The organism is Legionella dresdenensis (genome assembly GCF_042649825.1).
Taxonomy (GTDB): Bacteria; Pseudomonadota; Gammaproteobacteria; order Legionellales; family Legionellaceae; genus Legionella_C; species Legionella_C dresdenensis.
Genome location: NZ_JBHSAB010000001.1, coordinates 385612 through 398887 on the forward strand (window position 1 = coordinate 385612; position 13276 = coordinate 398887).

Here is a 13276-nt window from a genome sequence, read left to right on the forward strand (position 1 = left end):
AATTCTGTGGATAACCTTGTGCATAGCCTGATAATTACCCAGCGTTTTCCGGTTCTTTGGTTGTTTGGCTTATTGCTACTCAACGTGCCCTGTTGCCTCCTTTGCACAGGACAATTTTTTTGTATTACGCGTAGGTTGGGTCGTTCCGACCCAACATTACCAATCTTCAATCAGTTTTCAGATCCTGAGTGTTTGATAAATGGCTTGTTGGGTCAAACGACCCAACCTACAAAAATTGTCTGGCACAAAGAATGTATCCTGTTGCCTCCAAAAACGCTCCCCCTTTAATAAAACCTTAATGAATTGAGCTTATAATTAACATTATTAACTTATTTCTATCCAGAAGCTTGCTTCGATACATTGGGGAAAAAGGGAGCCGCAGATGCCAAAACAGGGTGATGAAATTGAAATTAATTTGGATGATGAGGTAACGGCTCCAATCCCAATAAATTCTTATTTGGGTATGCCGATAGAAATTAAATTATTAATTTTTGAAAAATATTTATCTCAAGCCAACACGGTAAAAGAACTTTTTAAAGCAGCGCTTGCTTTTCGGCTATTAAATAAAGAGCATAACCAGCTCGCTCTCTCCCAACCAGCATTATCGTTTTTTGCACAAAGATTGAAGCATTTTTCCAACTCGATAACTTTCCAGGACGATATTAATGAAATCGCTTTCGAGGCAGTGAAAAATCAGTCCATTTTTTTACTCAATTTAGCGGCTAGCTGTGGTGCCAATGTTAACCAATACATTATTTACGACTCTAAAATACCCGTGGAGAAACAGCATAAGTTAGTTGCAAAGAATTATTTTTCAGCGAACAGTTATCCTGGCGCTAGCGATTTTATTGTTGAGGATGGGAAGGTTAATAGGGAAAATAATCGTGCATTCACTTTATTACATTTCGCCGTTAAGCAGGGTTGGCAAGAAGGAATCGAATCGTTAATCGCACATGGCGCTGACTTGAACGCGTTAACTCTTATTAAAACCTACGGAGCCATAGGTACTTATGGTAGATGTGTTTCAATAGGTGATGTGTGGGAAAAGTTTGACAATGCCGTTCATGTGGCCTTGGATAATGACCATTTTGATCTGGCTCCCGGATTAATTGCTAAAGGCTGTCAAGTTGAAAACAGCGCTACGCTATCTCCTCTTGCACAAGCTGTTCGTGATAATAAACCTGAAGCTATTGCCCTTCTCTTTGGTTTTCATACTGAAATGGCAAGAAAAAAGGCAATGCGTTATGCTCTTGGGCAACAAAATCTGCCGGCTATTAAGCTACTCATAGAGTTGGGCGTAAAAGCAAATAGTCAACTTGAGGACGGAAATACTTTATTGCATATTAATTATTCTAATAATGACATTATTGATTATCTCGTACATGCAGGCGCTAATCTTACCGCCGAAAATAACCAGCAAGAAACCCCATTACACTTGGCGCTCAAATATAATGCAATTCAAGGCGCGCTATCTATTATTGAACAACTTGCCTCGAATCCTGGCGCAGACATTACCGGCAGAAATCCTCTGCATTATGCCTGTAATATTGATAAACCCTCTGATTATTTAACGGTATTAGAAGCGTTCACTCAAAAATTTGATTGTTCATATTTACTGGAATCAATGGATAATAATCATCAACTACCGATTCGCACGGCATGGAATAAAAAGAATTTTGCAGCATTTATAAACTTTTTAGAGTTAGGCTCAAAAACAAAATCACCATTACTCGCCAGTGAGTATAATCATCTTTTACGTGAAATTCTTCAAAATGCGCCGCCTGTTAAATATAACCATTTTATTCTGGCGTTGATTGATAAAGGTGCAACCATAAACACAAAGTCCATAAGGTCAGAATTTTCACAAGCACTGCAGAATCAACACCATAACCAAACTATGATGGACAAAATCAGGGCTCATATTGATTATCTTGAGAAAAGCTTCCCTGGCCACCCGTTAACCGCTGCAAAGATAGCTATCTTCAAAGACCTTAATGATTTTATTGCTTGCCATCAAAGTGAGGCAGCTGACAAACTTCTAGTTAACTGGCTAGCCAGTAAGCCCTATAATGTGTTTGAGATATTAGGCCAACATAGACGGCAAAGTAGGTTTAATTATGGATATACCAGTTCAATAAAGCTGTTGTTTGCTTTTGCTCATAATGACAAATCATACGTAAACCGGTTGTGCGGCATACAGGCCAGCGGACGAAAGTCGTTTAAACAAACCGTAATTGATTATGCACATTCGCAAAACCTGGTGATACCCACTTACACGACTCAACATATTATCCTCAATGATCCGGACATCAAGCTTCTTCTGTCAAAAGACATACTATCAAAGAAGATGGCATTATCGCTGAGCAAAGAGCAACTAGCCATTCTTAAAACAAACAAAATTAAAAATTTATTATGCGAATCGTTACTCAAGATTGAATCTGCAGTTACTTTAACTAATGAGCAAATAGCCAGATTATGTCAAAAACAAGTAATCCATTTATTTAAGTCAAAGAGTATTACTGCTGAGTATTTTCTTCAATTAACCTTAAATCAGCAAAATAGATTATTAGAAGAAAATATATCAAATCTGATTATTAATAAGTCAATAAAGCCAAGAGAGGCGATCGATTTATCACCTCAGCAAGCCCAGGCATTAAATAATTTTTATGTTTTCGCATTAATCTACTACAATTATTTTGGCTGGAAAGAGCTGGTTGAAATGGATGATATGCATGTAGGCTATGCCGCAAAGTATGAAATCTACGATTTATTAACCAGCAAGATACTGACACTCAATGACTTTAAACAACTTTCTCCAATTCAGCTTGATTATTTAATAAGCGACAAAATCCTGCCAATGATAAAGGATAAAAAAATTACCTGGCAGCAAGCGCTGGACAACCAAAAACAAGTATATAGCCCAGGATTTTTCAATAAAAAAGAAAGTAGTAATACTAACACTGATCATTTAAAAATTAATTTTGAAAGCCCGACTAAACAGCCTGGATCTTAAAATGGTTTATCGTAAAAAAGATCACTATAGTCGTTCTCTCGGACGGGTTTAGCCTTTGAGGAGCAACGGAACAGCCAACTCACTTACAAATCATTAGCTCCTTACCACAGTAGCTTAAAGTGATTTGAAATCAACATCTACACGAATTCGAGAGAGCATTTCATCTTCGACTCAATAACAATTGACTGATGTATATATGAAGCAGGTTTCTTTTTCTTCGCGAAATCCCGCGCAGCTAATCGAGAAGCCAACTATCTTTTAGCTAAGCAATTATTAGCTGAATTAGAAAATGGGAATACATCTAAATCGCTTTTTTCACAAAACATGCTTTTTCTTAACCGTAATTCAATTATTGATAAAAATAAAATTTGGCAACGAGACGGTTATGTCAAGCGAGATATTCACAGCAGTGAGCTCAATGATATTATTAGTTTTGCCAATAAACCTTGAAGGGTGTGTTCATATAATCAAGAAAAATGACCGCTAGCACTATTAAGATGGATTTTGCAAAACTAAATATATCCCTGTCACTAGCTTCTTTAGATTCATAGGATGGAGAATCGTTTAATGATGAATTTGAATATTTAAATTCATGTATGTTTGCAAAAAGCCTTTAAATAAAAGGGATTATCCACTCTGCACTTGCAAGGCATGAGAGCCTAAAATCACGACAGAAACCTTGATTACGCTTCGCTGCATCAAGGCTACCCTATACACTCTGGCATTTTCAGCTTTATTGAGTATACTTGTTATTTTTTAAGAGATTACGCTAATGACACTTTCTGTCGATGAATTGCTAACCATAGAAAATCTCGCCTGTCTGGAAAGCGCTCCGGAACAGCGTTCGTTATTAGCCGACGAAATTAACTCTATTCTTGATTTCGTCCAGCAATTACAAACCATTGGTACTGAAAATACAGCGCCTTTATTCCACCCGATGGAGTTACGGCAACGATTGCGTGCGGATGAACCTGATGAGCGGAATTGCGCTGCGGAACTTGCTGAATTAACCCGTTATTTCGACGAGGGTTTTTATCTCGCCCCCAAAGTAATTGATTCGGAAAAATAATCATGATGGACTCCCTGCGCTCAACCATACAGGCACTTAGGCAAAGGCAGATATCAAGTGTTGAACTGACAAATTATTATCTGCAGCGGATTGATCGTTATCAGCATCTGAATGCGTTTATTTCACTCGACCCGGATTATGCCTTGCAACAGGCGCGTCTGGCGGATGAAGCCTTGAAGAACAACACAGCGCGACCATTAACTGGTATTCCTGTTGCCCATAAAGATATTTTCTGCACTCACCGCTTGCCGACCACTTGCGGTTCGAAAATGCTGGAAAATTTTAATTCGCCTTATCAGGCAACCATTGTTAACAAACTGGCTGACCAGGGCGCTATCACTCTCGGCAAAACCAATATGGATGAATTTGCCATGGGCTCAGCTAACGAAAACAGTTATTTCGGTGCAGTTAAAAACCCCTGGCATATCAATTATGTACCTGGCGGTTCTTCTGGCGGTTCTGCGGCCGCAGTAGCTGCAGGTCTTGCAGCTTTTGCCACCGGTTCAGACACTGGCGGCTCTATCCGGCAACCAGCCGCTTTTTGTGGGATTTCAGGCATTAAGCCGACTTATGGCCTGCTGTCGCGATTTGGCATGGTTGCGTATGCATCAAGTCTTGATCAGGCAGGCCCTATCGCCCGCAGCGCTGATGATCTGGCTATTATTCTGCAGGCTATGGCGGGCTTTGACAGCAAAGATTCGACCTCAGTCAACAAACCGGTTCCTGATTATAGTCAGGCTTTGCAACAACCGGTTAAAGGCATGCGCATTGGCTTGCCCTCCTGCTTTTTTCAGCAAGGCGTTGACTCAGTCATTCAGGAAAGAATCAGAGAAGCCGTTACCGTTTTTGAGCAGGCAGGGGCTGAGATTATTGAACTTGATCTGTCTCTCCAGCCGTTGTGGGTACCCTGCTACTACGTAATTGCCTGTGCCGAAGCGTCCTCTAATCTGTCACGCTATGACGGCCTGCGTTTCGGTTATCGCAGTCAGAATAGCGGTTCAATCCGCGAGTTAATCACGGCTTCGCGCAGTGAGGCCTTTGGCGAAGAGGTTAAACGCCGCATTTTAACCGGTACCTATGTCCTGTCTTCCGGTTATTTTGATGCCTATTATTTAAAAGCACTGAAGGTCAGGCGGCTAATTCAGGCGGAACTGCTCGCCAATCTGGCCAAAGTCGATGTCATCCTTGGTCCAACCACGCCTGATTGCGCATTTGAATTGGGTAACAAACCCAGTGATCCGGTACAAAATTATCTGGCTGATGTTTTTACGGTTGCTGCCAATCTGGCTGGTTTACCAGCGCTTTCAATACCCGTTGGCTTTAAAGGCCGGTTACCCGTGGGCATGCAGTTAATGGGAAATCACTTTAGCGAAGCTGCATTATTAAATCTTGCCCATTATTATCAGCAAATGACTGATTGGCATTTGGCAAAACCTGTAGAGGATAAGGCGTTATGATGTGGGATACCGTAATTGGCCTGGAAGTGCATGTTCAGTTGCAAACCCGGTCGAAATTGTTTTCTGGCTCGGCAACCGGTTTCGGCGCTGCCCCTAATTCGCAAACTTCCTTTATAGACGCGGGCTTACCCGGAGTTTTACCGGTACTGAACCAGCAGGCCGTCAAGATGGCTATTCAGCTTGGTATGGCTATTAATGCTGAAATCAATGATTTATCTTATTTTGAACGCAAAAACTACTTTTATCCTGATTTACCTAAAGGCTATCAAATCAGTCAGTATCAACGCCCTATAGTCAGTAACGGGGAGCTGGCGATTGAAACCGCCAATGGCATTCAGAAAACTGTAACAATCGTGCGCGCCCATCTTGAGGAAGATGCCGGTAAATCAATTCATGACGCTCATGCCGATTATACCGGAATTGATTTAAACCGGGCCGGCATGCCGCTGCTCGAAATTGTTACCTCGCCTTGCCTGTATTCCGCTGAAGAAGCGATTGCCTATTTAAAAGCTTTGCATCAGTTAGTACGGTTTTTAGGGATCTGTGACGGCAATATGCAAGAGGGTTCATTTCGTTGCGATGTGAATATTTCGCTGAAACCGGCAGGCGCAAGCCAGTTGGGTACGCGTACTGAATTAAAAAACCTGAATTCGTTCCGTTTTATTGAAAAAGCAATCCGTTATGAACAGGCACGGCATCAGGATTTGCTCGAATCCGGGCTTCGGGTGGCTCAGGAAACACGGTTATTTTGCCCTGATACCGAAACAACGCAGGTTATGCGTTCAAAAGAAAACGAGCATGATTACCGTTATTTTCCTGATCCGGATCTATTACCTATCGCCATTGATTCAGAGCTTCTGACTCAGCTTAAACAGACTTTACCACTGTTGCCATGGCAAATTAAAGAACAATTAATCAATCAGGGTCAGTTAAACGCTGACGATATCGCCTTTGTGCTTTCCTCCCCTGCCGCTTATCAATTTTTTACAGCGGTAAGCGCCAACAGTGAAAGTGATCAGAAAACAATATGTAACTGGTTAAAAGGCGCCTATGCCGCAGCTTTAAACAATAGTAATCTTGGTTTTGAAAATGCGCCTGTACCCGCAAGTGTGATGGCTGATTTGCTCAACCGTCTGCAACGTAAGGAAGTTACTGCGGCCATTGCGAAGAAGATTTTTGTAAAATTATGGGAGCAACAAGGCACTATTGATGAAATTATCAAACAGGAAAATTATAGCCAGTCAGTCGATGACAACCAGCTTGAACCATTAATTCAGACGATTGTTCAACAACATCCTCAGCAAGCGGCCGATTATCGTAATGGTAAAGATAAGTTGCTTGGCTTCTTTGTGGGATTGGTGATGAAGCAGACAAAGGGTCAGGCTGATCCGGAGCTTGTTAATCAATTGTTGAAGAAATATCTGGCAGGATAACCCTTTGGATACCGCGGACAAGCCGCGGTACGCAGTTGGGTCATTTTGATTCAAGATGCATCTTAACTATAAGGCTTAACAATTACGGTAGTGCCAATATCAATAAAGTTCTGATTCAACCATTTCGCAGCGCTTGGCAGAACACGGACACAGCCATGGCTCGCATTATAGTTAGGAACTTCATAAGCAGCGTGAATTGAATAGCCGCCATGGAAATGCATGCAATATGGCATTCTGGCTCCGCCGCCTGTTTCTATAGGATAAATACTGGATGTACAATCCTCACCCTTTTTCGAATAAACACGGAAAGTACCGGTAACAGTTCGGCAGCCGCGGCCAACATCTTCGCAGAAATCCTTACCGCCTGACGCACTACCGGTCTGAACCAGATTCCCCTGCGCATCATAGGCGGCCCAAGCAGTTGCTTTCGGGTCGAAAATAAATACTTTTCGGCCTGTCGCCTGCCTTTTACCGGGGAAATAACCTTGTCCCTTATTGTCCGCTGTATAGTGAGCTGTATAGTGGGTATACCCACCATCATCCACGATAGCAACAGAACGATCCATTGAAGCACAAGCAGCTGTTAACGCACACAACGGTCCAATGATAAGTTGTTTTTTCATTGGTGCATCCTCCCTCTTTTTTTTATGTTATCGGGAGAATTCTGAATAGGTTTAGGCTTTTTTGTAAATTTTTTTAACTCTATGTATTTTTTAATGATTCTTTGTGTTCGGAGGTTGGTTTTTCAATTTTTGGCAACATTGATTCAATTGCAAGCATTAATTGCTCGTCAGTGCATTCAAAACAACCACCACGTGCAGGCATTGCACCATATCCATCCACTGTATGCTGTAACAGCAGCCCAGTACCCTGTTCAAGCCGAGGCAACCAGTCCTTAGCCAGGCCTATTTTAGGCGCATTAAGTTCTATATCCGGTTTTATAGCATGGCAAGCCGCGCAAAATTCTTTAAAAATCAGCTGGCCTTCATTTTTCTGACCACGGATACTATTTAAAAATTGTTGCGGATGATGGCTTGCACCCCAAGAGGTAATACAGTATAAAAGTGCTAAACAAAAAGCGGTATATTGGTACATATTAAAATCCAATAATTTTGCAGGTTGGGCCGTTTGACCAGTAAAAATGGGATACATTATAACAGGGAATACCTATGTTCAGTCGTTTAATTTGCGGAATTTTATTAGTTTTAACTGCAACACTATCATACGCCGAAGAAGAGGAACAGCAATCACTAAGCGTTCTTAGCGCTCTGGTTGAACAACATCTAATGCAGGAACTGGCAAGCCAGAATGCCAATAAAATCAGGATCAATACCGACAAAATTGACCCAAGATTGCAATTAAAAGCCTGTGCTGACGACAAACTGGAAGTATTTAACCCTCATCAGACCACTGCTCAGACCACAACTATGGGCGTTCGCTGTACTGAAAAAGAAAATCACTGGACGGTATATATTCCGGTTAAAATCACTATTATGAAACAGGTTATTGTCGCAAACCGCGCCTTGACCAAAGGAGCCATTGTCAGCCCGCTGACCATTGACTTGCAGGAAGTTGATGTAAGCCAGTTAAAACAGGGATATTTTACCGAAGTTGATGAGGTACTGGGCATGTCCTGTAAAAGCCAAATCCAGTCAGGAACAATATTAACCCCAGCCCAACTGCAAAAACCTCTGCTGATTCATAAAGGCGAGCAAGTTACGATTCAGGCGCTTAATGAGGGGTTTAAAGTGAGCATGAGTGGAGTTGCGCTTGAAGATGGCTCAATCGGCGAGCACATTAATGTTAAAAATATTTCTTCAAAAAAGAGCATTGAAGCCAAAGTTATTGCTCCAGGCCAAGTGCAGGTTATTTTATAATGGTACAAAAAAACAACTTTTTGAAAAAAAAATATGTGACTTTATTGTTCAAATATGTTAAAAATAAGTTTCGGTTAAAAAATAACCGAAATCACCTAAAGATTTTGTCAAGGGAGCCGATAATAGAGATGGGTGTTCTTGAGGAAACTGTTATGGTTAATTCCATTAATAATGATGCGGGCAACTTCAAGCGGGTTGACGTGGCGGACAATAGTAGTGTAGCTCCGCGTCCCCAGCCAGCAGTTAAACGCGAAAGTTACTTGCCGGAGACAAGCAACGTGAGTTTGAGCAATGCGTCGAAAGAAATTTCCGCCTTAAAAGAATTGGTTTCAAATGCACCAGATGTTGATGCAAACCGCGTTGACGATCTGAAAAAGGAAATTGAATCTGGCCATTACCAAATTGACAGTAAAGCGATTGCTAGTCGAATGATTACTGACCTGATTAAGGTTGATTAACAGGGAGTTTTTATGCCTGAAAACAAGTTCGCACAATTAAGCAGCCTCTTACAAGGTGAAATTGCGATGGTAGAAACGATGCTTGAGATTTTGGCATCGGAAAAAGAGGCATTAATCAGTCGCGAATATGAAGCGCTGGAAAAACTGGCTAAAGACAAGGAAGATTTATCTGCAAAGCTTGAAACGAGTTGCAAAGCACGTATTGAACTGCTGCAACTGGGGAAGCATGGCTCTCCGCAACAGGCATTGCAGACCTTTCTTGCAGACGCATCCCAGGTGGAAACTGATCAGATCAGACAGCTTAATATGCAGCTGATTGCAACCCTGGAAGACTGCCGCGAGAAAAATATTGTTAATGGCCAGGTGATTGTATCCAATATGAATACAAGACAGGAACTGGTCAATCTCTTAAGCGGCCAAAGCGGCGAAGCCGCAGTTAATGTATATACATCAACCGGTGACGTCAAACAGGCACCCGATAAGGGACGTCACGAAGAAGCTTGATTTTTCAAGGAGTGTTGGGCTTTACAGCCCAACCTACGCTGGTTTTTATATATGTAAGTGCAGCCTAATACCCTTGCGCTGGTTTTCATTCAGTTAACGGGGCAAAAAAGTTAGTAATATCTTGCTCGGTTATACCAGCCATACTATTGGCATTTTCAGCTAATATCCCATCAAATAATTGACGTTTTTTCTGTTGCATAGTCAAAATTGCTTCTTCAACGGTACCAGAACTAATTAATTTATACACAAAAACCGGATTTTTCTGACCTATACGATGGCTGCGATCAGTAGCCTGATCTTCTGCCGCCGGATTCCACCAGGGGTCATAATGAATTACGGTATCTGCCCGGGTTAAATTTAATCCTGTGCCTCCAGCCTTCAGGCTGATAAGAAACACAGGAATATCCCCCTGCTGAAAACGATTGACAATCTGCTGCCTGTTTTGAGTTTGGCCGGTCAGTTTGACATATTCATAATCCCTGGTACTCAACTCTTGCTCAATCAGCTTTAACATCGAAGTAAACTGCGAAAAAATCAGGATACGGCGGTTTTCCGCAATTAATCCGTCAAGCAATTCCATTAATGCTTCCAGTTTGGCGGAATTGCCATGAGCAATTTCTGCTTCAGGAATGGTTAACAGCCTGGGATCACAACAGACCTGACGCAATTTTAATAAGGCATCAAGCAGAACAATATGGCTTTTACCCATACCTTGCTTTGCAATCGCGTCACGGACTTTCTTTTCCATGCTCATTCGGATAGCTTCATACAAATCCCGCTGATTACCAGACAATTCAATTAGCCGCGTCATTTCAGTTTTTTCAGGCAATTCGCTGGCAACCTGATTTTTGGTACGTCTTAACATAAATGGCTTAACTCGATTTGCCAATAAATGCCGGCGATCATTATCGCCATTCTTCTCAATCGGGACTCGGAAAAAGCGACGGAATTGCCGAGTATCTCCCAATAAACCCGGCATTAAAAAATGAAACAGCGACCATAATTCCCCCAAATGATTTTCCAGCGGCGTTCCAGACAGGCACAAACGGTGTCTGGCCTTAAGCTGCTGGATGATCTGCGTGGTTTTGGCGCGGGCGTTTTTAATCGATTGCGCTTCATCAAGGATAAGATAATAAAAATCATACTCAATAAAACGTGCTTTATCACGCTGAATCAGGCCATAGGTTGAAATAATCAGATCATACTCTTCAAAATTGTCTTCATGCCGATCCGTACCATGGAAAACCAGAACCTTTAACTCTGGTGTAAAGCGTTTTGCCTCTTCCTGCCAGTTTCCTACCAGGCTTGTCGGGGCAACAATCAGGCAAGGTTTATGCAGCCTGCCCTGCTCTTTTTCCAGTTGCAAATGCGCCAGAGTCTGTACGGTTTTACCAAGGCCCATATCATCGGCAAGAATCCCGCCAAAACGGCATTGGCGCAGAAACTGCAGCCAGTTTAAGCCCTGTAACTGATAGTCTCTGAGCGTCGCTTTTAAGCCAGCGGGGCTATCGTATTGTTTGCAGGTCTGCATATTGACCAGTTGCTGCAATTGGTTACGCAACTGCTCGCCGCCATGCCATCTGATTGCGGTAGCCGCGATGGCTTGCTCGGTTTCCTGCATTAGAATTAATTGATACCGGCTGATTTCCAGTTGCTGCTCATTATTAATCCGCCGGCTGCCATACTGCAGCAAAAAGCGAATCAGCGGCTTAATCCGACCCATGGTAAGCTGCAGGCGTTTACCGCCAGGCAATGCCAGACTCACGAGTCTGGTATCCGGTATGTCATCCAGGGCATTACTGTCGATTTTAGTAATTAACTCGGCAACCAGAGGAACAATACTTACTGGTTTGTTATCAACCAGAATACCAAGCTTATAACTGAAAAAGTCATTACCCTGATCCTGAATGTCGGCAAACCATTCGACATCATCCGCCAGCAGTGTTTCATCATAAATCGGGTGTTTTAACTCTACTACCCAGCCTTTATTTTTCAATTCAGGAATAATGTGTCGGGTAACCGGCAATAAATCCATTTCAGATTCAACATTCATCAATACATTCACATTATTGATGTTCTGATGAGTGAGCAGCTTTTCATGCACGGTTGGCCGCCTTACGGGCAACAGTTTTGAACACTCATCCTGTTTTCTGCTTTCATAAATAAAATCACGTTCTGTTTTAATTAACCTGCCATTATTTTTATGGACAATAAACGGCGTGGAATCACCCGGCCTGACTTCGCTGCCCTGATAATTAAAAACAATATCGCGGATAAACAGGAATTGCTCCAAATCCTCATCGCTGAAATCATTTACCCTATCATCCAATTCGACTGCATCCAGGCGTAAAATGGGGGTTGGATTTTCTCTCCCGGCCTGTTCAACCTGATAAATTTCCGGCCGAGGCAAATCCGGGCTTGTCGCTGCCATCGACTCAGCGACTAAAGCGGCATGGCTTAATGGAACCGGCGGGGCCTGTAACAAAGTTTTTAGCTGATTATGATCATAAGGCAGATTCACCATGCCAAACGTTGAATCGTCCTGATTGTAATACCATAATTTATCCAGCAGAATCGTAGTAAGCGCATGCCCGTTGCTGTCAAGCACAATGCGTTGAGTACCATCAAGTTCAAGGTGCCAAAGCAATTTCGCATTTATTTCCGAGTTCAGGATCAGCGGATCACCGTCTTCCTGGTCATAGAGGTATGCCCTGTTAGTCGCCAGGATTTTTTCAAATAGTTCACTGTTTCGGATCGGCAACCGCTCAAACCAGTTACCAACATTACATTTAAACAACAAAGCAGAAACCAGCTCTTCATCCTGAGCGGTAAAATACTGTTTTCGGCTGGGTGTTAAAGTATTAAAAATACTTTTTTTCCCTAATCCACCCCGTTTGAGCCTTTTGGCCAACGCGAGCCTGATAGTAATTCGATGCTCATAGGAATTAAGCTGCGGTTCGATTAAATAAACCAAAACCTGTGTTTTTTCAGAAGTGCCTTGAGTAGACTGCTTTTCCCGCAACGTATCCAGCCAGGCATGAAGCGTTTCTTCATCCGTGTTCCCGGCTGGCGCCGGAATAACCAGGTTTTCCTTCGCCTGCAAGGCAAACAGACTGGCTGCGGCATGCTTGCAGTTCATGTTATAGGGACAAGTGCAGTGCGCTGGCTTTGCCGGCCAGTTTTTCAAGTCAATATGGATATCGTAGATATGGCTCGAACTGCCTTTAACACGAGCTTTAAGCAAACCATCACTCAGGCGGATGCTCAATACATACCCTTTTTGCTGATAGTCCTGACCTCTGATTAATACGGCAGGTAAAAACACATCAGCCATCCGCGATAAGGCTTCTTTTAGCATGTCAACCGGATTTTTTGATAAATAACCCGCAAGTATACCAAGGTTTGCTTTATTTGAATATAATGATTAGGGTATAGATATAAATCATCTTTGTAGTACGTGTAGGT

Annotated in this window: 10 protein-coding genes; 7 read left to right on the forward strand and 3 right to left on the reverse strand. The window is 42.3% G+C overall.

All coding sequences use genetic code 11. The features are described 5' to 3' along the window. Nucleotides 1-382: 382 nt before the first annotated feature. The 4 genes from ACFORL_RS01710 to gatB all read left to right on the forward strand — a co-directional run bounded on the left by ACFORL_RS01710 (nucleotide 383) and on the right by gatB (nucleotide 6972). Complete coding sequence (locus ACFORL_RS01710) at nucleotides 383-3013, forward strand: ankyrin repeat domain-containing protein (RefSeq protein ID WP_382340484.1); 2631 nt, start codon at nucleotides 383-385, stop codon at nucleotides 3011-3013. 772 nt (nucleotides 3014-3785) lie between these two features. Next, nucleotides 3786-4082, forward strand: a complete 297-nt coding sequence (gene gatC, locus ACFORL_RS01715; protein WP_382340486.1) for an Asp-tRNA(Asn)/Glu-tRNA(Gln) amidotransferase subunit GatC — start codon at nucleotides 3786-3788, stop codon at nucleotides 4080-4082. 2 nt (nucleotides 4083-4084) lie between these two features. Then, the gene (gene gatA, locus ACFORL_RS01720) at nucleotides 4085-5539 is read left to right on the forward strand and encodes an Asp-tRNA(Asn)/Glu-tRNA(Gln) amidotransferase subunit GatA (protein WP_382340488.1); all 1455 of its coding nucleotides are present in this window, start codon (nucleotides 4085-4087) and stop codon (nucleotides 5537-5539) included. Next, nucleotides 5536-6972 carry an Asp-tRNA(Asn)/Glu-tRNA(Gln) amidotransferase subunit GatB gene (gene gatB, locus ACFORL_RS01725; protein WP_382340489.1) on the forward strand — a complete coding sequence of 479 codons (1437 nt, stop codon included), beginning with the start codon at nucleotides 5536-5538 and terminating at the stop codon, nucleotides 6970-6972. The genes gatA and gatB overlap by 4 nt, the downstream gene beginning before the upstream one ends. A 62-nt stretch (nucleotides 6973-7034) precedes the next feature. On the opposite strand, the gene ACFORL_RS01730 is transcribed toward gatB, so the two are convergent. Further along, entirely contained in the window at nucleotides 7035-7595 is a 561-nt protein-coding gene (locus tag ACFORL_RS01730; protein ID WP_382340491.1) for a L,D-transpeptidase, read from the reverse strand. A gap of 79 nt (nucleotides 7596-7674) precedes the next feature. Continuing rightward, nucleotides 7675-8067, reverse strand: a complete 393-nt coding sequence (locus ACFORL_RS01735; protein WP_382340493.1) for a c-type cytochrome — start codon at nucleotides 8065-8067, stop codon at nucleotides 7675-7677. A gap of 74 nt (nucleotides 8068-8141) precedes the next feature. On the opposite strand from ACFORL_RS01735, the gene flgA reads away from it, so the two are divergent. The 3 genes from flgA to ACFORL_RS01750 are packed head-to-tail and all read left to right on the forward strand — an operon-like array spanning nucleotide 8142 to nucleotide 9811. Further along, nucleotides 8142-8849 (forward strand): flagellar basal body P-ring formation chaperone FlgA, encoded by a 708-nt coding sequence (flgA, locus tag ACFORL_RS01740; RefSeq protein WP_382340495.1) that lies wholly within the window; start codon nucleotides 8142-8144, stop codon nucleotides 8847-8849. Continuing rightward, on the forward strand, nucleotides 8849-9307 hold the full coding sequence (flgM, locus tag ACFORL_RS01745) for a flagellar biosynthesis anti-sigma factor FlgM (RefSeq protein ID WP_382340497.1): 459 nt from the start codon (nucleotides 8849-8851) through the stop codon (nucleotides 9305-9307). Before flgA ends, flgM begins: the two co-directional genes overlap by 1 nt. A 12-nt stretch (nucleotides 9308-9319) precedes the next feature. After that, nucleotides 9320-9811, forward strand: a complete 492-nt coding sequence (locus ACFORL_RS01750; protein ID WP_382340499.1) for a flagella synthesis protein FlgN — start codon at nucleotides 9320-9322, stop codon at nucleotides 9809-9811. Between the two features lie 85 nt (nucleotides 9812-9896). On the opposite strand, the gene ACFORL_RS01755 is transcribed toward ACFORL_RS01750, so the two are convergent. After that, nucleotides 9897-13169, reverse strand: a complete 3273-nt coding sequence (locus ACFORL_RS01755) for a DEAD/DEAH box helicase (RefSeq protein ID WP_382340501.1) — start codon at nucleotides 13167-13169, stop codon at nucleotides 9897-9899. Nucleotides 13170-13276 lie beyond the last annotated feature (107 nt).

Excerpts from the sequence above, each read along its gene's own strand:
- ACFORL_RS01735 (WP_382340493.1), bottom strand. The coding sequence starts at position 8,067 with ATGTACCAATATACCGCTTTTTGTTTAGCACTTTTATACTGTATTACC.
- ACFORL_RS01755 (WP_382340501.1), bottom strand. The coding sequence starts at position 13,169 with ATGCTAAAAGAAGCCTTATCGCGGATGGCTGATGTGTTTTTACCTGCC.
- ACFORL_RS01710 (WP_382340484.1), top strand. The coding sequence starts at position 383 with ATGCCAAAACAGGGTGATGAAATTGAAATTAATTTGGATGATGAGGTA.
- gatC (WP_382340486.1), top strand. The coding sequence starts at position 3,786 with ATGACACTTTCTGTCGATGAATTGCTAACCATAGAAAATCTCGCCTGT.
- ACFORL_RS01730 (WP_382340491.1), bottom strand. The coding sequence starts at position 7,595 with ATGAAAAAACAACTTATCATTGGACCGTTGTGTGCGTTAACAGCTGCT.
- flgA (WP_382340495.1), top strand. The coding sequence starts at position 8,142 with ATGTTCAGTCGTTTAATTTGCGGAATTTTATTAGTTTTAACTGCAACA.
- gatB (WP_382340489.1), top strand. The coding sequence starts at position 5,536 with ATGATGTGGGATACCGTAATTGGCCTGGAAGTGCATGTTCAGTTGCAA.
- ACFORL_RS01750 (WP_382340499.1), top strand. The coding sequence starts at position 9,320 with ATGCCTGAAAACAAGTTCGCACAATTAAGCAGCCTCTTACAAGGTGAA.
- flgM (WP_382340497.1), top strand. The coding sequence starts at position 8,849 with ATGGTACAAAAAAACAACTTTTTGAAAAAAAAATATGTGACTTTATTG.
- gatA (WP_382340488.1), top strand. The coding sequence starts at position 4,085 with ATGATGGACTCCCTGCGCTCAACCATACAGGCACTTAGGCAAAGGCAG.